Genomic DNA, 18112 nt, shown 5'->3' on the forward strand with positions numbered 1-18112 from the left:
CGGCAACCCCACCGGCTGGCCCCCCACCACCAGTCCCAGCGACAACGATCTTCGCGCGGTGCCTTTGCGCCTGGGCAACGTCATGTCGTTGGTGCCGCCGGCTCATGCTGAAAGCTCAGATCCGACCGCGCGCCCCGCCGTCCCCTCGGCGGACATATCCGCGCCATCGCCCCCAAGTGGACTGACAGCGGCCCCTCCCGAAACGGATTTCTACTTTCTTGAGAAACACCGGCCGGAGACCACTTCTTCCCTTCCGCATACGGCCGATCAGCCCACGGCACCCCTTGATTCCATACCGCGCGGCCTGGACGGCGTGATGTCGGACATCCCGGCCATGCCGGACGCGGCGATTGCTCCGCCGCGTCCATCTGCCGCCCCGCCCCCGTCGTCACCCGATCAGCCGCTCTCCTTTACCAGCGAGAAGAAAGCGGTCGGCAACCGGACCGATCCGGCCACCCTGCCCAACCGCAATTCCATCCCTTGGACCTTGGAGCTGCGCCCCGAATCGGTACCAAAATCAGAACCGATCCCCCGCCCATTCGACCCTCTTGCGCTGAAGGGCGACTTTCCCATCCTGCGCGAAAAGGTTCATGGGCGTCCGTTGATCTGGCTGGACAACGCCGCCACCACGCAGAAACCCCAGGCCGTGATCGACCGGCTATCGCATTTCTACGCTCACGAGAATTCCAACATTCACCGGGGCGCCCACACCCTGGCGGCGCGGGCCACCGACGCCTATGAGGCGGCACGGGACAAGGTCCGACGCTTCCTCGGGGCGGGATCGGTCGATGAAATCGTCTTCGTCCGCGGTGCGACCGAGGGGATCAATTTGGTAGCCCAGGCCTGGGGCCGGCATCATATCGAAAAAGACGACGAAATCGTCATTACCTGGCTTGAGCACCACGCCAATATCGTGCCCTGGCAACAACTTTGCGCGGAAAAGGGTGCCCGTTTGCGGGTGGCGCCGGTCGACGACAGAGGCCAGATCCTGCTGGAAGATTACGCAAAGCTGCTGGGCCCACGGACCCGTATCGTCGCGCTCACCCAGGTATCGAACGCTCTCGGCACCGTCACTCCGTTACAGCCGATGATCGAAATGGCCCACAGTCACGGCGCCTGCGTCCTGGTCGACGGAGCCCAGGCGGTATCTCACATGCCGGTCAATGTGCAGGCGCTCGACTGCGATTTCTACGTCTTTTCCGGCCATAAAGTCTTCGGCCCCACGGGGATCGGCGTGGTCTACGGCAAGGCGGAAGTTCTGGCCGCCACTCCGCCGTGGCAAGGCGGCGGCAATATGATCGCCGACGTCACTTTCGAGAAAACCGTTTTCCAACCGCCGCCGGCCCGTTTTGAAGCGGGAACGGGCAACATCGCGGATGCCGTTGGCCTGGGTGCCGCCATCGATTATGTCCAATCGATCGGCATGGCCAATATCGCCGCTTATGAACACGGCCTGCTGCTCTACGGTACAGAGCGGCTGCTGAGCGTTCCTGGCCTGACCATGATCGGTACGGCTGCGGAGAAGGCCGGTGTGCTGTCGTTCGTTCTGGCTGACGTACCGTCGGAAGAGGTCGGGAAAGCCCTCAATCGCGAAGGCATCGCCGTGCGGTCGGGCCACCATTGCGCCCAACCCATCCTGCGGCGCTTCGGCCTGGAATCGACGGTGCGGCCGTCACTCGCCTTCTACAATACCTGCGCCGACATCGACGCGCTGGTCACGGCATTGCTACGGCTTCCGAGACCTTAAGGGCTTGGGGCGAAATTATCGCTCCAAGCCCTGAAGCCCGAGCGGCGCATGAGCCGGCCGAAGCCGGAGGCGCAGGCATCATATAAACCCTTAGGCTCTGGAGCGATTGTTTCGGCCCAGAGCCTAAGGGCTCGAGACAAAACAAATAGAGGCGTTTTGTCCCGGCTCCTTAAGATTTCATACGACGCCTCCGCTCCGCTTTCGGCGGGCTCAGGCGCCGCTCGTCAGATCGTGTAGTTGAACGATTCGTAGGAGATGTCGCTGAGGATCTGGTCCATCCGACGGGAGGGTTCCGGATCCTTGCCGGTCTTGATCACGCGAGCCGGAACGCCGGCCACGGTGGAATAGGCCTCGACCGGTCGCAGCACGACCGAACCGGCGGCGACGCGGGCATAGGCTCCCACCTCGATATTGCCGAGAATCTTCGCCCCCGCACCGATCATCGCGCCGCGCCTTATCTTTGGATGACGATCCGCATGTTCCTTGCCGGTCCCGCCCAGCGTGACCCCCTGCAACAGCGAAACTTCATCTTCGACCACCGCGGTTTCACCAATCACCAACCCGGTGGCATGATCGAGCAGGACGCCGTGGCCAAACGGAACAGCCGGATGGATGTCCGTCTGAAATACCTCCGACGACCGGCTTTGCAGATAAAAGGCGAAATCCCGCTCGCCGTTGTCCCATAGCCAATGCGCCAGCCGATGGGTCTGAATGGCGTGGAATCCCTTGAAATAAAGAAAAGGCTCGATAACCCGCTCGCAAGCGGGATCACGCTCGACCACGGCTGCAATATCGGCCCGCATGGCCAAGTCCATTTGCGGATCCGCCGCCGCGGCGCGGAAGAAAGTCTCGATGAGAAGCGGCAAGGAGACGACATCGTTCTTAAGGCGCGCCGCCACCCGATGAGATATCGCGGATAGGAAGGATGGCTGCTCGATGACGAAATCAACGAACAACGGAGCCAACATAGGCGAAAGGGACAAGGCGTCCTCGGCCTCCTGGCGCAAACGTGCCCAAAGGACGTCGGCGGACGCTTGACGTTCCTCCGCCCCCCCTAAAACCAGATTCAGGTTGGTCGACGTGGAGCGCGTCACAATGCTTTTCCACCTTTCCATCTTGCGAGCCGTCGGCCCCTAAGGTCCTGTTGATAAAGACAGGTCCTTAGCCCGAACGGCACGTCTCGCCCGCTGCGGCGGAGCGCAGGCCCTGAAGGCCTGCCATCTATTTTACAAAATGTTATGATGGTAACAACAATTTTAGCACACATTCATACTATCCCAATAGCCATACCCATTATTCAACATATATTTTTTGTTTATTTTTCAGATCGATGACATGGCGATATCACGCAACTTGAGACGGCGTTGCCATAGACAAACCTTGTGCCGGCTTGCCAGTTCGGACATCCCGGGAAGCAATGGCGGCCCTAAATTTCACACAAAAACATTCCTGTATCGATCGTCCATATATCGCTATACACTTTATTTATAGAATAAGTAGTAATTTAACATCGTCATTGCGTGTTTTATGAGATGATCTTGCGCCACTTCGCCGTTCCGGGTTTTCGCTCCGTCCTGACCGTCGGCACCCGGCTGGCTCGGGATGACGAATCCTGCAGCTATCTGGGGGGCTGACCGACCCTGCACGCGTTGCTCCACCCGGATGAGCCCACGACCCCAATCAATGTCGGCATAGGACTCCAAACATGATGCATCTTCGCCGCGTCTCGGCCGCACTTGGCCTGTTCATCGCTCTCGGCTTTCCGGTGATGGCCCATGCCGGGCAAACCATCGACAAAATCAGGACGAGAGGTGAACTCGTCTGCGGCGTCAGCCAAGGTTCCGCCGGCTTGTCCCTTCCGGATTCGAACGGCCGCTGGTCGGGTCTCGACGTCGACTATTGCAAGGCGGTTGCCGCCGCGGTCCTGGGAGACGGCGAGAAAGTCCGCTTCGTTCCCCTCAGTTCCGCACAGCGGTTCGCCGTCCTGCAAAATGGCGAAATCGACATTCTCTCTCGCAACACGACCTGGACATCGACCCGCGACGCCTCGCTCGGCCTGGCATTCGTCGGCACGATTTTCTATGACGGCCAAGCCTTCCTCGTTCCGAAGAAGCTAGGCGTCACCAGAGCTCGTCAACTGGATGGGGCAACCGTCTGCGTGCAACCCGGCACGGTGAACGAGCAAAACCTGGTCGATTATTTCACCGCCAACAATTTGAAATTCAAATCGGTGGTGATCGAAAGCCTGCCTGAACTGGAGGCCGCTTTCTATGCCGGCCGGTGTGACGTCTATCTGTCCGACGCCTCGACCCTGTCGGCCAGCCGGGCCGCGCGCGCTCCGAAGATCGACGACTTCCTGATCCTGCCCGAACGCATTACCAAATCGCCGCTTTCCCCGGTGGTCAGGGCCGACGACCCTCAGTGGTTCGCCATCACCCGCTGGACGCTTAATCTGCTGATTGAAGCGGAAGAACTCGGCGTGACGAGCCGGAATGTCGAACAGCAGAAAGCGTCGAAGGATCCGGCCGTCCAAAGGCTGTTGGGTGTGGCGCCCGGCATCGGCAAGGCCTTCGGTCTCGACGAGACCTGGGGCGCACGGGTCATCGCCGCCGTCGGAAATTATGGCGAAATCTTCGACCGCAATCTCGGCCCCGGAACCAAGCTCGGTCTCGACAGGGGGCTGAACGCGCTGTGGTCGAAGGGAGGCCTGCTCTACGCACCGCCATTCCAATGACAAGCGCCGCTCTTCCGGCACGCGCCGGAAGCCGGACACTGCAATCGATCGCAAGAATCGGCTCCGCCGCCACCTTGTTGATCCTTTTCGCGGGGATCGGATCGACGGTCGGTTGGCCGGGACTGCGCTTCGATTTTTTATCGCAGCATTCCGGCTTTCAGATCTCGGAAAGCCTATTCCAGATCGGCGCCGATGCGCCGATCTGGCTGATGCTGATCGCCGGCCTGATCAACACCATCCGCGTATCGGCGATGGCGATGGTCCTGACCATTCCATTGGGAATCGCCCTAGCGCTTCTCCGCGGCTCGGCGTTCCGGCCCGGGCGGTGGCTGGCGACGGGAGTGATCGAACCGATCCGCAACACGCCGGTGCTCCTGCAGCTTTTCCTTTGGTACGGGATCGTCACGCAGCTTCTGCCGGGCCCTCGCCAGGCCGTGGAGATTCCACCCGGCATCCTCTTATGCAATCGGGGTCTTTATTTTCCGTGGTTCGACGGTTCCGGCGTCACCTGGCCAAAACTCGCCGGCTTCAATATCGAAGGCGGCCTTTCGATATCGCCCGAATTCACCGTCCTGGTGTTCGGTCTCGCCCTGTTTCACGGTTGTTATCTGGCGGAAATTTTTCGCGCCGGCTTCCTCGCCGTGCCCCGCGGTCAGCGTGACGCGGCCAAAGCCTTGTCGATGCCGGCATTTTCGACCCTGCGCAAGATCTTGCTACCGCAGGCTCTGGCCTTCGCGCTGCCCTCGACGGCCGCTCAAATTCTAGCCCTCGTGAAGAACAGTTCCTTGGCGATCGCCATCGGATTTGCCGATTTCGTTGCCGTCCTCAACACGTCGGTCAATCAAAACGGCCGCACCTTGGAAGGCTTGATCGTCATCATCCTGGTTTTCCTCGGCCTCAATACTCTATTGGGAGCAGCCGTCGAAAAAGGGACGCGGCGCTTCGGCAAGGCGACGCGCGGACAACTGGCGGTCGAGCGCCAAAGTATGGAGGACCGCAAACCGGCGGGGCTTCGCGTCTGTTCCGACATCGCGATGATCGCCACCGCCACGGCGATATTTCTCCCCGCGATTGTGCGCATTTTCCGTTGGGGCGTTCTCGATGCGGCTTGGGCCGGCTCGCCAGCCGACTGTGCGATGGCAAACGGAGCCTGCTGGGCCGTGGTGACGGAAAAGGCGCCCCTGCTGCTGTTCGGACCATTCCCCGGCGCGGAAACCTGGCGTCCGCTGATCGCCACCTTGCTCATCATTCTTTTCATCATTGCGCTCGGCATCGATCGCCTGCGTCATGCCGGTGTCAGCCTGGCCGCGCTCGCCGCCACCATGATCGGATGGATTTGGCTCCTCGGGGGCGGCGCGGGCCTCGCTTCGGTACCGACCAACGCTTGGGGCGGCCTTTCGCTTACCAGCGGCCTTGCCGTCGCGGTCGTCATGGGCGCCTGCCTTCTGGCCTTGCCATTGGCTCTCGCCCGGCGATCCCCCCATAAGACGATCCATATCCCCGCCGTCATTTTCATCGAAATTTTTCGCGGCGTCCCGCTGGTCGCCTTGCTGCTGAGCGCGGATATCCTGATCCCCGGACTCCTGCCCTCCGGTTGGCAGTTTGACAAGCTGTGGCGCGCCTATGCCGCGATCACCCTGCTGGCATCGGTCAACCTCGCCGAAGTCATGCGTGGCGCGCTTGCCGCCGTGGCACCCGGGCAAACCGAGGCCGCCCGTGCCCTGGGCCTGTCCGCGCGGCGAAGTTTTCTCCTCGTGATCCTGCCGCAAGCCATCAGAATCGCCATGCCGGCGCTGGTCAATGTTTTCGTCGGCGCGATCAAGGACACCTCTCTCGTCCTGATCGTCGGTATTCTCGATATTACCGGGGCCGCCAAGGCCGCGGTCGCCGACCCCGCCTGGAGAAACTTCGCACCGGAAATCTATCTGTTCCTGGCCGCCGTCTATTTTGCCCTTTGTTTTCCCATCGGCCGGCTCGCCCGGCGCATGACGGATCAAACGACCGCCGACAGCCCCTCAAGAAAACGCTCGATATCGGCGGCATCGTTATAGATATGCGGTGCCACCCGGATCGCGCCGTTGCGGGAACTGACATAGATCTTCCGTTCCGCCAATTTGGCGGCGGCCGCGCCCGCGTCGAAACCCGGCTTGCGAAGCCCGATAATGTGGCCGGCGCGCCTCGCCGCCGGTGGACTTGAAAAACCGAGCTCCGCCGCCCGTTCGGCGATTCGCGTCGTCAATGGCGCCAGATAGGCGGCGATCCGCTCCGTTCCCCATGCTCGAATGAGACGGATGCCGGCGATCGCCATGGGAAGCGTCACGAAATTGCTGCGCTCGCCCATATCGTAGCGACGGGCGCCATCCATGAACGTCAATTCCCGCTCGTAGCGATCGGTGATCAGATCGGCACCCACGCGGGAAAATGTATGTTCCTCGAGCGGCACGCCGGATTGACGATCGGGATCGGCGTAGAGAAATGCCAAGCCATAGGGACCAAGCAACCATTTATAGGTTGGAAAAACCAGATAATCGGGGCGCACCGTCCGCACGGAAAATGGACGGGCGCCAATCGACTGTGTCCCGTCCACCACCAATTGGGCGCCGACCTCGTCAGCCGCCGCGCGGATGGCGACCAGATCGAGTGCGGCGCCATCATTCCAATGAAGCGGCGTCAGCGACAGCACTCCGACTTCGGGTCTGGAGCGGTCTTGCAGACGCGCCAGAATCGCCGCGGTCCAGTCGTGATCGGACGGACGCGGCAATTCCTCGTGGATGGCTCCTGTTTCGGCAGCCAGGCGAATCCAGACATAGACCGGGGATGGATGCTCCTCCTCGATGGTGAGCACCACTTTTCCGGGATCGACCGTCAGATTACGGGCAGACGTGGCGATACCGTAACTTGCCGAACCGACGATGGCGATGTCTCGCGGCTGGGCGTCGACAAGGGCGGCTGCTTCCGTGCGCGCCTCCTCCACGATGTCGTAGAAGCTCGCCCGCGAGAAGGTCCATGGCGTCACTTTCCGGGCGACGCCATGCTCGCCGGCGGCGCGTACGGGACCAGGGATCGGAGAGAGCGAGGCGGCGTTGAGATAAGTGATATCCGCTGGAATATCGAATAAATCGGATCGACCAAACGAAGGTGACTGCGATGCCATGGAAGTTTTCCCGTGGAGCGTATCTTTAAAAAGCGCGAAAGACATGGGGGCAACATCGGTGGCGATCGACGAAATCGACCATTCCACCATCCCCTTCGCGCCTTACCGAACCCTATGGGCCAGTATATTTTCGATATAATCCATGGGCTATATTAAATATAAGTTCCTGCCACGAAACTCGGATTTTCGCATGTGCTCCCGCATTCGGCAAAGGGATGGCGGCAGAAGGACGCGGCGTCGGCTAGCAGGCTCTATATCAATAAAGTAGAGGGCGATTTAGACATTGGGTTGGCGCACCAATGTGCGCCGACCCAATGTCATCGCGCTCTAAGCCGCGACCGCAGCATCAAGGACGCGCTGAATGGCCCGGACCAGTTCCGCTTCGCGAAAGGGCTTCTGCAGGACGACCGCCTTTGGCCGAAGCGCCCGCACGCGGGACGCATCGCCGCTGACGAACAAATGGGGGATCGGGCCGGTCCGGCGGATTTCCTCGACGGCGGAGAGACCGCTGCCCTCGCCCAAACGGGCATCGACGATCATCAGATCAGGGTCGTATCGGCCGGCGGCAATCACCGCGGCGGTCTCGGTCGCCGCGATCGCGCACATGTCGTGCCCCATCTCCACCAACATCTCTCCGAGCAGAAGGCCGATAACGGCATCGTCCTCGATCACCAGGACACGAAGTGCTTTCATTTTGCCAAATAGCCTCTGTCATCACGGTTTTGCGTTTGCGGGCAGGAGAGATTGACGGCGATCATTGCGGAGCGGCGTGGGATTCGACGAACCAAAGCTGCTGATCGATGCCGCGGGAAATTTCGGTAAACAGATCGGCCGTATTCGCATCGCCGAATTCGCTGGCCAGATCGATGGCCTCCCGCGCGGATTGACCGAACGCCGCCAGGGTGCCGGAAACGGCGAATATGTGCCGAACCTCATCGGCGATACCAAGCGGATAGGGAACCAGGAAGGAACGCTCGGCCGCCACCTGAATGGTGCCATGGGCGGTGCCGCCCAAGCCCGCGGCGCGCTCGGCGAGAAGGTCGGTGTAGGCATCGACCGCCTTCGCAACCTTGTCGAAAAGTTCGTGGGTTGCGATAAAGCCGGGACCCCGCACGTTCCAATGCGCCTGTTTCATCTGGGCATGAAGATCGATCGCCGCGGCCAAGTGCTTGTTCAGCAGCTCGACGGACTGCGAACGGATGTTCTCGGACAATGTGTTTCGCGTCGGTTGCATGGTTTTCAAGTCTCCAACGTTTCGGAAAAGCCGGCGAGGACCATAGCGGATGGGCGAGTGCGGAACGTAGATTCGGAATCTACTCAAACGCCGGCGGGGACGCCGGTGCCGCTTTGTTTCGTCCGGGACGGATCGGCACCCCGCCGGAAATCGATTCCGATCACCGGAACCGAAGCGGGAAGACGAAGTCGACCACTGGCGGGCCCGCAGGCGGAGCGTAATACACGGGCGGCGGCGCATAGACGTAGTCAGGTTGCTCATAGGAACGGAGCCGATAATCCTCACGGCGATAACGTCCGCGATCGTCGTGATGGCGTTCCATTTGGCGTCCACGGTTCTCGTGGTTGCGCCCATCCTCGGCGCCGGCAGGCAGGCTCAATAGACCGCCCGTCAAGACGGCAATGACGACCGCCATGAGGAAAGTCGGGGCACCCCGGCGCTTTCGGCCGGTCCGCGTGCTTGCGGATTGCATGATGGATGTCCTTTCAAAGGATTGCCGCCGTCTCACATATGAGACATGTGAGCGTGACGCTGATGTTCACCGAAGACATGATCGGCGCGCTTTTGCTGATCCGGCGTCATCGCCGCATAAAGCTCTTCGAAAGCCGGGATGAGCCGCTTCAACCCATCGGCATGTTGATCGGCGATGACCTGAAAGGACTTGAGGTCGTCGACGGCGGTCAAATTCTTGTCCTTCAACCGGGCTGAGCGGTCCGCCATGCTGGTCTCGAAGGTCTTGCCGTTGTCGCGCATGGTTTGAGCAACCGTGCCCCACAGCCCTTCCTGTTCCTGAGTGATCCCCAGCTTTTCATGCAGCTCCCGAATCCTGCGCTCCGCCCGATCGGCCGAGAGCATGCCGCCTTTTGCGTGCGGCGCCGTGGTCTGCATCGGCTGATCCGCCTGCTGGGCACGGCTTTCATGGAGCGGGACGAGCGACAGGAAAGCTCCGAAGAGCGTCGCCGCCGCGATGGAGCTTCCGGCTCGAACGATGAACTGGGACATTGAGATCCTCACCTCGTGATGGGCAGGACGCAAGGGGGCCTGCGCGGTTGTTCCGTTGAGCCCCCAATCGAGATTTCCCTTGGGTGTCGTCAACTTTCACACCTTAAGCCGGTGCCGACTCGCGAACATAGAATCGGAAAATACTCATCACAAAGAAGATCGATATGAAAAAATAATGTTGAAACAACACCCTGAGTATTTTCCGAGTCTTCGTCGAAAATGCATCGAATGATAGGTTAACTCAGCGTTTCCTCGGGCCCCACCAGCGATCTTAAGCGCCGTCGTGATGACGGCGGTTCTTAGGAAAGGCTCGGCTATCCTTATCTTTATCACATAACCGTCCCACAATTTGGCCATGCCGGTATCAAAGAACGATTGCCAATTGGTGCGACTTACGGAAAGCGAGTGTCTGGCCATGAAAAAGATCCACTATCTGCTGACAGCCGCGGCCGGCTTGGCCCTGAGTGGTTGCGCCACCGGCGGCAACATCGACGACGTCAATCAGTTGAGGGCGGCGCATGTGCAAGGCGGCACGCCATTTACCCAAGCCCTCGCCGTCGAATATCGGGCTCGCATGAATCATGAAGCCGACGACGAACATGAATGGAACGATGCCGGCTGGTACGCGCGGAAAGGTCTCCGGGCGGCCCAAGGCGAAGTCGTGCTGCCATCGGAGGTCGGTGTCGGCGGCGCGGACATCAATCGCTGGGGAACATTGGGCCCCGTCGTCAATGTCAGACGCGGCCTCGCGCCTCCCTTGTTGGCTGCGCGCGGCCGGTTGATGGCCTTCCTCGACGGCGGCGGGCGCGAACGTTCGCCGGCAATTGCCGCAAGCGCCCAGACCTTCTTCGATTGTTGGCTTGAAGAGGACTGGGAGCCCGATGACGACACTCAGTGCCGCGCCGAATTCATGAGGCTTGAAACCCAATTCACCGTCGCGTCCACAGCCGCGACCACGACCACGACGTCGACAACCGCCGCGGCCCGGGTGGTGAACACCTTCCAGGTATTCTTCGATTTCGATCGTTCAAATATCGCCGAGACCGCAGCACGGATTATCGACCAGGCAGCCGCCAGCGCCAAACAAGGCAAGCCGACCCGTATCGAACTCACGGGCCACACCGACGCCGCCGGACCGGACGCCTACAACCAGTCCTTGTCGGAACGCCGGGCCGATGCCGTCAAACAACAACTCGTCCGGGACGGCGTCCCGGCGAACGAGATCACCACGGTTGGCGTCGGCAAGGCCAAGCAGCTCGTCCCCACGGCGGACGGCGTTCGCGAACCGCAGAACCGTCGCACGGAAATCATCTTTCACTGATCGGCTTCAGCATCCGTCATCCCCGATCTTCGCGGGGATGACGGAAGACCATCGGTCTTTCCACGTCATCCCTTTCATGCGGTCGTACCGCCCCCTCCTTTCCCACAAGGGATTCCCATGAGTGACAACAGCGTCAGAAACGAATTCGACAGCCTTCGGGCGGACTTCAGCCAAATGCGCGACGATGTCGCCAGCCTGACGAAGGCGATCGGTGAAATGACCGCCCAAGAGGCAACGGATCGCCTGGGCGATTTGAAACAGGCCGGAAAATCCGCCCGGCGCCAGTTCAACAAGGCGGTGGACGGCGCCGATTCGCTCTGCCAATCCGGCGTCACCGCCATCGAACGGCAAATCGACGAACGACCGCTGGTCGTCATGGCGCTGGCCTTCGGCATCGGACTGCTGATCGGCAATGTCGCCCACCGGAGATAGCTTGATGGACAATCCGTTTGCCGGCTTCGCCCACGGCACGCGCCATCTGGTGATCAAGTGGCAGTTACTGGCCACGGCGGCGGGCCTTACCATGCTGGGCATCGCTTTTCTGGCCGTCGCCGCCGACCTGTGGCTCGCCGATCGGATCGGCCCTCCGGCGGCGGCGGCGGTGACCGCCGGCCTGCTGATCCTCATGGCCCTCGCCGTCGTCGGCATCGCCGCCATCGTCACGGCCTGCCGACCGAAAGCCGTTTCACGCGAACGCGCGGTTGACCCGGCCGGTCTGGCCGAAACGGCGGCGACGCTGATCGATCTCTGCCAGAAACTGGATTGCGAAATAAGGACGTCAGTCAAACCTCTGACGATCGCCGCCCTCGTTATCGGCTGCGCCGTCGGCTACAGCCCGCTTCTGCAACGGAAACTGAAGGATTTGATCTCGTAAGGATTAAGCGCAGGAATGACCGCCACTCCCTCGTCATCCCCGCGAAAGCGCATCGGCGCTTGCGCGGGGATGACGACGTGGTTCGTTTGTTTGCACCCGTCTCCTGAACCGCCATTGGTGATATCGCGGCACAAAAAATATTATAAAATACTGGTTGTGCTACAATAGAAACAATTCTCCCGTGGGGAGATAAGATCAAAGAGAACAAAGCAAGAATGCCCCAAAACCAGCCGCTCTCGACAAAAGCGATGCAGCCGCGGCTGAGCCGTCGCCCGTTGCCGGTCCGTGGCCCGCCACGTGGACCCGAGGATTTTCCCGTCGTCGGAATAGGCGCCTCCGCCGGCGGCCTCGACGCCTGCAAGACGCTGTTGAGCGCATTACCGGCCGGCAACGGCATGGCCTTCATCCTCGTCCAGCATCTCGATCCCACTCATGAAAGCATGCTGGTCGACCTCCTGACCAGCCACACATCGATGTCCGTTCTGCAAGCCGCGGATGGCGCGCCGGTCGAACGCGACCACCTCTATGTCATTCCTCCAGGAACCTATCTGTCCGTGGTCGCCGGCGCCCTGCGCCTCTCCCAACCGCACGCGCGTCACGGCGCCCGCCTGCCTTTCGATTTTCTGCTGCAATCGCTGGCGGAAGATTGCGGCACGCGCGCCATCGGCGTGGTCCTTTCGGGCACCGGGGCCGACGGCAGCCTGGGCATTGCCGCCATCAAGGAACGATGCGGACTGATCATCGCGCAATCCCCGGATGACGCCGCCTTCGACGGCATGCCGCGAAGCGCGATCGCGACAGGCTTGGTGGACCTCGTGCTCCCCGCGGCGAAGATCCCCGACGCGCTGGTCAAATACGACCGGCGCAAGGCTCTCAGCCCCCCCGGCGCTTCGATCCCGCAGGAAAGCCCGGCCCACGATTGCCTCCCCAAGATCATCGAGCTTCTGCGGACGAAGACGGCCCACGATTTCACTCTCTACAAGCAGGGAACGTTGCAGCGCCGAATCGAGAGGCGCATGGCGATGGCGGCGATCGCGGTCGATGACATGGCCCGCTATCTCGAAATTCTTCAAGACGACACGGCTGAACGCGACCTTCTCGCCACGGATTTGCTGATCAATGTCACCAGCTTCTTCCGCGATCCGAAGGTCTTCGACCTTTTGGCCGAAAGGATCGTGCCCGACCTGATCCGCAGCGCAACCCCGGATCGTCCGCTGCGCATCTGGATCGCCGGATGCAGCACGGGCGAGGAAACCTACTCCCTGGCCATGCTCTTCCAAGAGAAGATCACCGAGGCCAATTCCAATATCAAACTGCAGATCTTCGCCTCCGACGTCGACCCGGACGCCGTCGCCTTCGCCCGGGAGAGCCTCTACCCCCGGACCATCGAGACGGATGTGTCGCCGGACCGCCTGGCCCGTTTTTTCGCGAAGGAGGACCACGGTTACAGGGTCCTGCCCGAACTGCGCGGAGCGGTGGTCTTCACGGTGCAAGACGTGCTGGCCGACCCCCCCTTCTCGCGCCTCGACATGGTTTCATGCCGCAATCTGCTGATCTATCTGCGCCCGGAAGCCCAGACGAAGGTCATCTCCCGGTTCAATTTCGCGCTCCGCGAGGGCGGTATCCTCCTGCTCGGCAGTTCGGAGACGGTCGGCAACGCCGGCAAGCACTTCGAGGTGATCTCGAAATCCGAGCGGCTCTATCGGCGCATCGGCCGCCTGCGCCCGGGAGAAATAGATTTCGCGATGAGCGCCGGCGACGGTCTCCGGGTTCCGGCGCGTCCCGGACAGGCCCAGGCGCCTTCGCGCCAGACGATGCTGGGCGATCTCTGCCGCCGCTTGGTGGTGGAAGCCTTCGCGCCCGCCGCGGTACTGATCAACAGCAAGAACGAGTGCCTCTATTCCTTAGGTCCCACGGAACGCTATCTCCGCGTGGCGCCGGGGCAGCCCAGCCATGATCTGTTCGCCATGACGCGCCGGGATCTGCGAACCAGGCTCCGTTCGGCGATCCAGCGGGCCAACCAGGAAAAAGCCCGCATCGACGCCGCTGGCGGCCAAATTCCCTTCGACGGCCACATGGTGTCGTTCCGCATCGATATCCAGCCGGTCTCCAGCGAGGGCGAGGAGTTGCTGCTGGTCTGCTTCGTCGACGAGCCGAAATCCTCGCAAAAGCGAAGCGCTTCCGGGGTTTCGCGGAATGATCATCATGTCGCCGACCTTGAACAGGAACTTGAAGTCACACGGACGGAGCTCAAGGACGCCATCAGCAACCTTGAGATATCCAGCGAGGAGCAAAAGGCGATCAATGAGGAGGCCTTGTCCGTCAATGAGGAATATCAATCGACGAACGAGGAACTTCTGACGTCGAAAGAGGAATTGCAGTCGCTCAACGAGGAACTCACCGCCCTCAACAGCCAACTCCAGGAAACCCTGGAGTTGAAGCGGACGACAAGCAACGATCTGCAGAACGTCCTCTACAGTACGGATGTGGCGACGATCTTCCTCGACACCAGGCTCAATATCCGGTTTTTCACACCGGCCACCAGAACGCTGTTCAGCGTCATTCCCAGCGACCTCGGGCGGCCGCTGGCCGATCTCAACCCTCTGGCCGCGGACAATGCCTTGCTGAGCGATGCCCGGGCGGTATTGGAGAAACTGACACCGATCGAGCGGGAAATCGAAGCGCGGGACGGTCTTTGGTACATCCGCCGCATCCTGCCCTATCGCACCCAGGACGGCGGTGTCGAAGGCGTCGTCATCACCTTCGTCGACATCACCGAACGGAAACACGCGGCGGACGCGTTGGAAATAGCCAAACGACAGGCGGAGTTGGCCAATATCGCGAAGTCGCGTTTTCTCGCGGCCGCCAGCCATGATCTCCGCCAACCGCTGCAAACGCTCGCCCTGCTTCAGGGATTGCTGGCGAAAGCCGTGGTGGGGGAGAAGGCGCAGAAACTCGTGGCGCGGCTCGACGAAACCCTGGGCGCCATCTCGGGCATGCTGAACACCCTGCTCGACATCAATCAGATCGAGGCGGGGACGGTTCATCCCGAAATGGTCGAATTTCCCATCAACGATCTGCTTGACCAGTTGGGGGAGGAGTTCGCCTACCACGCGCAATCGCAGAATCTCGCCTTGCGCATGATCCCTTGCGGCCTGTCCGTTCGCAGCGATCCGCGTCTGCTTGAACAGATGATCCGCAACCTGCTGTCGAACGCGTTGAAATACACCGAACAGGGCAAGATCCTGCTGGGGTGCCGCCGGCATGAAGGATTATTGAGCATCGAGGTCTGGGATACCGGAGTGGGCATCCCGGAGTCGGAACTGCAGGCGATCTTCGAAGAGTATCATCAACTCGACAATGCGGCGCGGGAGCGAAGCCGCGGCCTCGGTCTCGGCCTCTCCATCGTGAAACGCCTGGGCGATCTGCTTGGTCACCCCGTCAGGGTCCGCTCCCGCCTGCGCAAAGGCTCCGTCTTCGCCATCGAGATTGCCCAACCCTTGATTGACACGGCGCCACGGCAGGCATTTCCACCTCACGGTGAGGACGGCCTGAGCGAAGCCCATGTTTGCCACACGGGCACGATCCTGGTCGTCGAGGACGACCCCGAACTACGCACGCTTCTCGAACTTCTCCTCAAGGACGAGGGGCATCGCACGGCGACTGCGGCCGATGGCGTCGCCGCGCTGGAACTGGTGCAGCAGGAGGGAATCCGCCCGGACCTCATCCTTACGGATTACAATCTGCCGAAGGATATGAACGGCCTTCAGGTCGCGGCGAGGCTGCGGGAAAAATTTCAATGCAAGATCCCCGTCGTCATTCTGACCGGAGACATATCGAGCGGAACCTTGCGCGATATCGCGCTCCAGAACTGCGAGCAGCTCAACAAACCGGTGAAGTTGACGGAGTTGACGCAGGCCGTTCAGCGGCTGCTTCCGGCGACGCCACCGCATAGCCCGCTGGTGGCGCATGCACCGCAACCGCCGGCCAAGACGAGCGGCATCCCGGAATCGCCCATCATCTTCGTCGTCGACGATGACCGCCATGTGCGCCAGGCGATTCGCGAGGTGCTTGAGGAGGATGGCCGGACCGTCGAGGACTTCGCGACGTGCGAGGCCTTTCTTGAGGCCTATCAACCGGGTCATGAAGCCTGCCTGGTCATCGACGCCTATCTCCCCGGAATGAGCGGTCTCGAATTGCTGAACCGCCTCAACGGTGAGGGCCACCGGCTGCCGGCCATCATGATCACCGGCTATAGCGACGTCCCGACGGCAGTCCAGGCCATGAAAGCGGGCGCCCTGGACTTCATCGAGAAGCCGATCGGCAGCGGCGACCTGCTCGCCTGCGTCGCCCGCGCCCTCGAATTATCGCGCGATGCGACCAAGCTCTCCGCATGGAGGGAAACCGCGGCCAACCATGTCGCGGACCTGACCCCACGGCAGCGGCAGATCATGGAGATGGTTCTCGCCGGCAATCCCAGCAAGAATATCGCCGCGGATCTCGGCATCAGCCAGCGCACCGTCGAGAATCACCGGGCCTCGATCATGGCGAAAACCGGTTCGAAGTCACTGCCGGCCTTGGCTCGCCTGGCCCTCGCGGCGACCTGGAACGCCCCCGACGAGCCTCACATCTAATCCTGGCGCGCCAGATGCCGTGCCAGGTTCAGGCGCAGCTCGTCGGGCGCGACCCGTTGAAGGGCCGCGCTCAATTCGCGCATCCGGCGTCGCTGATCGTATAGCTGGTCCAGCAACGACAACACGACGGGCAACGCCTCCTCATTGATCCGCATCTCATCGCGCAATTCCTGAATCAGCCGCACGCGAGCCACGTCGATCTCTCGAAAAACATAGGTACCGGCATTGCCGTCCGGGCGCACCCAGGCGTTGGAGATCCAGCGGTCCAGATCCTGGCGCCGCAAGCCAGACAGTTGTGCGACAAGGAGATCGATCGTGATCATTGTCCAGCCTCCATCGTCCGTCTCGGATCGGCCGGATGCTCCGGCTTCCAATTGCGAAGGAATTCGTCCAACGCCGCGTCCGGCCCACCCGCGAGCATCCGCAACGTGGCATACAGATCACCTGCGGCCTGACCATCATGTGCCGGCACGCCTCGACCGCGCAGCCGGAGTTCGCCCCCGCCATCGGAATGGGCAGGGATGCGCATGCGCACCGGACCGGCCGGCGTCGGCACCTCGACCGAACCGCCCAGGACCGCTTCCGCCAGGGTCACCGGCAACTCCAGCCGGATGTCCTGGCCGTCGCGTTTGAAATAGCGGTGCGGCGTCACATGGGTTTCTATCAAGGCATCCCCATCGGAACCGCCATTCACCCCACCGTTTCCCTGGCCGCGCAAACGCAAGACCTGACCGTCCACCGTTCCCGCCGGAATCTTCACGTCGAGAGAACGCCCATCGGGCAAAGTCAGCCGCCTCGTCGTCCCGTTGACCGCATCGAGGAAGTCGATCGTCAGCGCGTAGAGTTCATCCCGCCCATGCATGCGGGCCTTGCCGCCGGACCTTCCGCCCTCGGAGAACATCTTGCCGAACATGTCGTCGATGTCCTCGGCGCTCCATCCTCCCGGCTGCGGACCAGTGCGCCCGTAGCGGCGGCCCGGTTCTCCCTCGGCATAGTCGCGATAAGACGCCGGCTGCGCGCGTTCCCGTCCCGTGGCGTCGATTTCGCCCCGATCGAACTGTGCGCGCTTCTCGGGATCGGACAACAGCTCGTTGGCGGCGGATACCGCCTTGAAACGATTCTCCGCTTCCATATTTCCCGGGTTGAGATCGGGGTGAAGCTGCTTGGCCAGAGTACGATAAGCACGGCGGATGTCTGCGTGACTGGCGTCGAGCGATACCCCGAGCGTTTTGTATGGATCGTCCACGTTCAATCCCCAAATGCCTGGTCGTTGCGCGACCTGCGCTTCGCCAACCGTCGAGCGTCACGTCTCCACGCATCTTAGATCGGCGCGCCATTCCCCGAGAGGCCCGGAAACTACTCATCCCGGAGCAGGAATATTGAAGAAATCCCGCGTTCTCCCGTCGCCTGCG

General features: G+C 61.5%; 15 protein-coding genes. 7 read left to right on the forward strand and 8 right to left on the reverse strand.

Features of this window, described 5'->3' with window-relative positions; translation table 11 throughout:
* Nucleotides 1-1747 (forward strand): family 2A encapsulin nanocompartment cargo protein cysteine desulfurase (locus tag CWS72_RS18325; protein WP_338056205.1); only part of this gene is annotated, 1747 nt, incomplete at its 5' end.
* A gap of 224 nt (nt 1748-1971) precedes the next feature.
* On the opposite strand, the gene cysE is transcribed toward CWS72_RS18325, so the two are convergent.
* Entirely contained in the window at nt 1972-2841 is an 870-nt protein-coding gene (cysE, locus tag CWS72_RS18330; RefSeq protein WP_338056206.1) for a serine O-acetyltransferase, read from the reverse strand.
* 611 nt (nt 2842-3452) lie between these two features.
* Between cysE and CWS72_RS18335 the strand changes: the two genes are divergently transcribed.
* Entirely contained in the window at nt 3453-4481 is a 1029-nt protein-coding gene (locus tag CWS72_RS18335) for an amino acid ABC transporter substrate-binding protein (protein ID WP_338056207.1), read from the forward strand.
* Nucleotides 4478-6532, forward strand: a complete 2055-nt coding sequence (locus CWS72_RS18340; RefSeq protein WP_101252091.1) for an ABC transporter permease subunit — start codon at nt 4478-4480, stop codon at nt 6530-6532. The genes CWS72_RS18335 and CWS72_RS18340 overlap by 4 nt, the downstream gene beginning before the upstream one ends.
* Here CWS72_RS18340 and CWS72_RS18345 read toward each other — a convergent pair.
* The 5 genes from CWS72_RS18345 to CWS72_RS28120 all read right to left on the reverse strand — a co-directional run bounded on the left by CWS72_RS18345 (nt 6475) and on the right by CWS72_RS28120 (nt 9964).
* Nucleotides 6475-7635, reverse strand: a complete 1161-nt coding sequence (locus tag CWS72_RS18345; protein ID WP_158240712.1) for an aminotransferase class V-fold PLP-dependent enzyme — start codon at nt 7633-7635, stop codon at nt 6475-6477. The genes CWS72_RS18340 and CWS72_RS18345 overlap by 58 nt on opposite strands.
* A 327-nt stretch (nt 7636-7962) precedes the next feature.
* Nucleotides 7963-8328, reverse strand: coding sequence for a response regulator (locus CWS72_RS18350; protein ID WP_101252093.1), 366 nt, complete (start codon nt 8326-8328; stop codon nt 7963-7965).
* Between the two features lie 61 nt (nt 8329-8389).
* On the reverse strand, nt 8390-8869 hold the full coding sequence (gene dps, locus CWS72_RS18355) for a DNA starvation/stationary phase protection protein Dps (protein WP_101252094.1): 480 nt from the start codon (nt 8867-8869) through the stop codon (nt 8390-8392).
* A 160-nt stretch (nt 8870-9029) separates the two neighbouring features.
* Complete coding sequence (locus CWS72_RS18360) at nt 9030-9341, reverse strand: hypothetical protein (protein ID WP_146002802.1); 312 nt, start codon at nt 9339-9341, stop codon at nt 9030-9032.
* A 32-nt stretch (nt 9342-9373) separates the two neighbouring features.
* The gene (locus CWS72_RS28120) at nt 9374-9964 is read right to left on the reverse strand and encodes a Spy/CpxP family protein refolding chaperone (protein ID WP_199175780.1); all 591 of its coding nucleotides are present in this window, start codon (nt 9962-9964) and stop codon (nt 9374-9376) included.
* A gap of 322 nt (nt 9965-10286) precedes the next feature.
* Between CWS72_RS28120 and CWS72_RS18370 the strand changes: the two genes are divergently transcribed.
* The 4 genes from CWS72_RS18370 (at nt 10287) to CWS72_RS18385 (ending at nt 16700) form a co-directional block, all read left to right on the forward strand.
* A complete protein-coding gene (locus CWS72_RS18370; RefSeq protein ID WP_158240713.1) occupies nt 10287-11192 on the forward strand; it encodes an OmpA family protein in 906 nt (301 codons plus the stop codon).
* Between the two features lie 117 nt (nt 11193-11309).
* Nucleotides 11310-11624, forward strand: coding sequence for an ElaB/YgaM/YqjD family protein (locus CWS72_RS18375; RefSeq protein ID WP_101252097.1), 315 nt, complete (start codon nt 11310-11312; stop codon nt 11622-11624).
* A 4-nt stretch (nt 11625-11628) separates the two neighbouring features.
* A complete protein-coding gene (locus CWS72_RS18380) occupies nt 11629-12066 on the forward strand; it encodes an MntP/YtaF family protein (RefSeq protein ID WP_101252098.1) in 438 nt (145 codons plus the stop codon).
* A gap of 215 nt (nt 12067-12281) precedes the next feature.
* Nucleotides 12282-16700, forward strand: coding sequence for a chemotaxis protein CheB (locus CWS72_RS18385; protein WP_101252099.1), 4419 nt, complete (start codon nt 12282-12284; stop codon nt 16698-16700).
* Here the strand turns inward: CWS72_RS18385 and CWS72_RS18390 are convergent.
* Nucleotides 16697-17023 (reverse strand): chaperone modulator CbpM, encoded by a 327-nt coding sequence (locus CWS72_RS18390; protein ID WP_101252100.1) that lies wholly within the window; start codon nt 17021-17023, stop codon nt 16697-16699. The genes CWS72_RS18385 and CWS72_RS18390 overlap by 4 nt on opposite strands.
* The gene (locus tag CWS72_RS18395; protein ID WP_101252166.1) at nt 17020-17946 is read right to left on the reverse strand and encodes a DnaJ C-terminal domain-containing protein; all 927 of its coding nucleotides are present in this window, start codon (nt 17944-17946) and stop codon (nt 17020-17022) included. The genes CWS72_RS18390 and CWS72_RS18395 overlap by 4 nt, the downstream gene beginning before the upstream one ends.
* Between the last annotated feature and the right edge of the window lie 166 nt (nt 17947-18112).

It is taken from the genome of Telmatospirillum siberiense (genome assembly GCF_002845745.1).
In the GTDB taxonomy this organism is placed as follows: Bacteria; Pseudomonadota; Alphaproteobacteria; order Rhodospirillales; family Magnetospirillaceae; genus Telmatospirillum; species Telmatospirillum siberiense.

Coding starts and splice junctions, on each gene's coding strand:
- CWS72_RS18335 (WP_338056207.1), top strand. CDS start 3,453: ATGATGCATCTTCGCCGCGTCTCGGCCGCACTTGGCCTGTTCATCGCT.
- CWS72_RS18340 (WP_101252091.1), top strand. CDS start 4,478: ATGACAAGCGCCGCTCTTCCGGCACGCGCCGGAAGCCGGACACTGCAA.
- CWS72_RS18345 (WP_158240712.1), bottom strand. CDS start 7,635: ATGGCATCGCAGTCACCTTCGTTTGGTCGATCCGATTTATTCGATATT.
- CWS72_RS18350 (WP_101252093.1), bottom strand. CDS start 8,328: ATGAAAGCACTTCGTGTCCTGGTGATCGAGGACGATGCCGTTATCGGC.
- dps (WP_101252094.1), bottom strand. CDS start 8,869: ATGCAACCGACGCGAAACACATTGTCCGAGAACATCCGTTCGCAGTCC.
- CWS72_RS18360 (WP_146002802.1), bottom strand. CDS start 9,341: ATGCAATCCGCAAGCACGCGGACCGGCCGAAAGCGCCGGGGTGCCCCG.
- CWS72_RS18370 (WP_158240713.1), top strand. CDS start 10,287: ATGAAAAAGATCCACTATCTGCTGACAGCCGCGGCCGGCTTGGCCCTG.
- CWS72_RS18375 (WP_101252097.1), top strand. CDS start 11,310: ATGAGTGACAACAGCGTCAGAAACGAATTCGACAGCCTTCGGGCGGAC.
- CWS72_RS18380 (WP_101252098.1), top strand. CDS start 11,629: ATGGACAATCCGTTTGCCGGCTTCGCCCACGGCACGCGCCATCTGGTG.
- CWS72_RS18385 (WP_101252099.1), top strand. CDS start 12,282: ATGCCCCAAAACCAGCCGCTCTCGACAAAAGCGATGCAGCCGCGGCTG.
- CWS72_RS18390 (WP_101252100.1), bottom strand. CDS start 17,023: ATGATCACGATCGATCTCCTTGTCGCACAACTGTCTGGCTTGCGGCGC.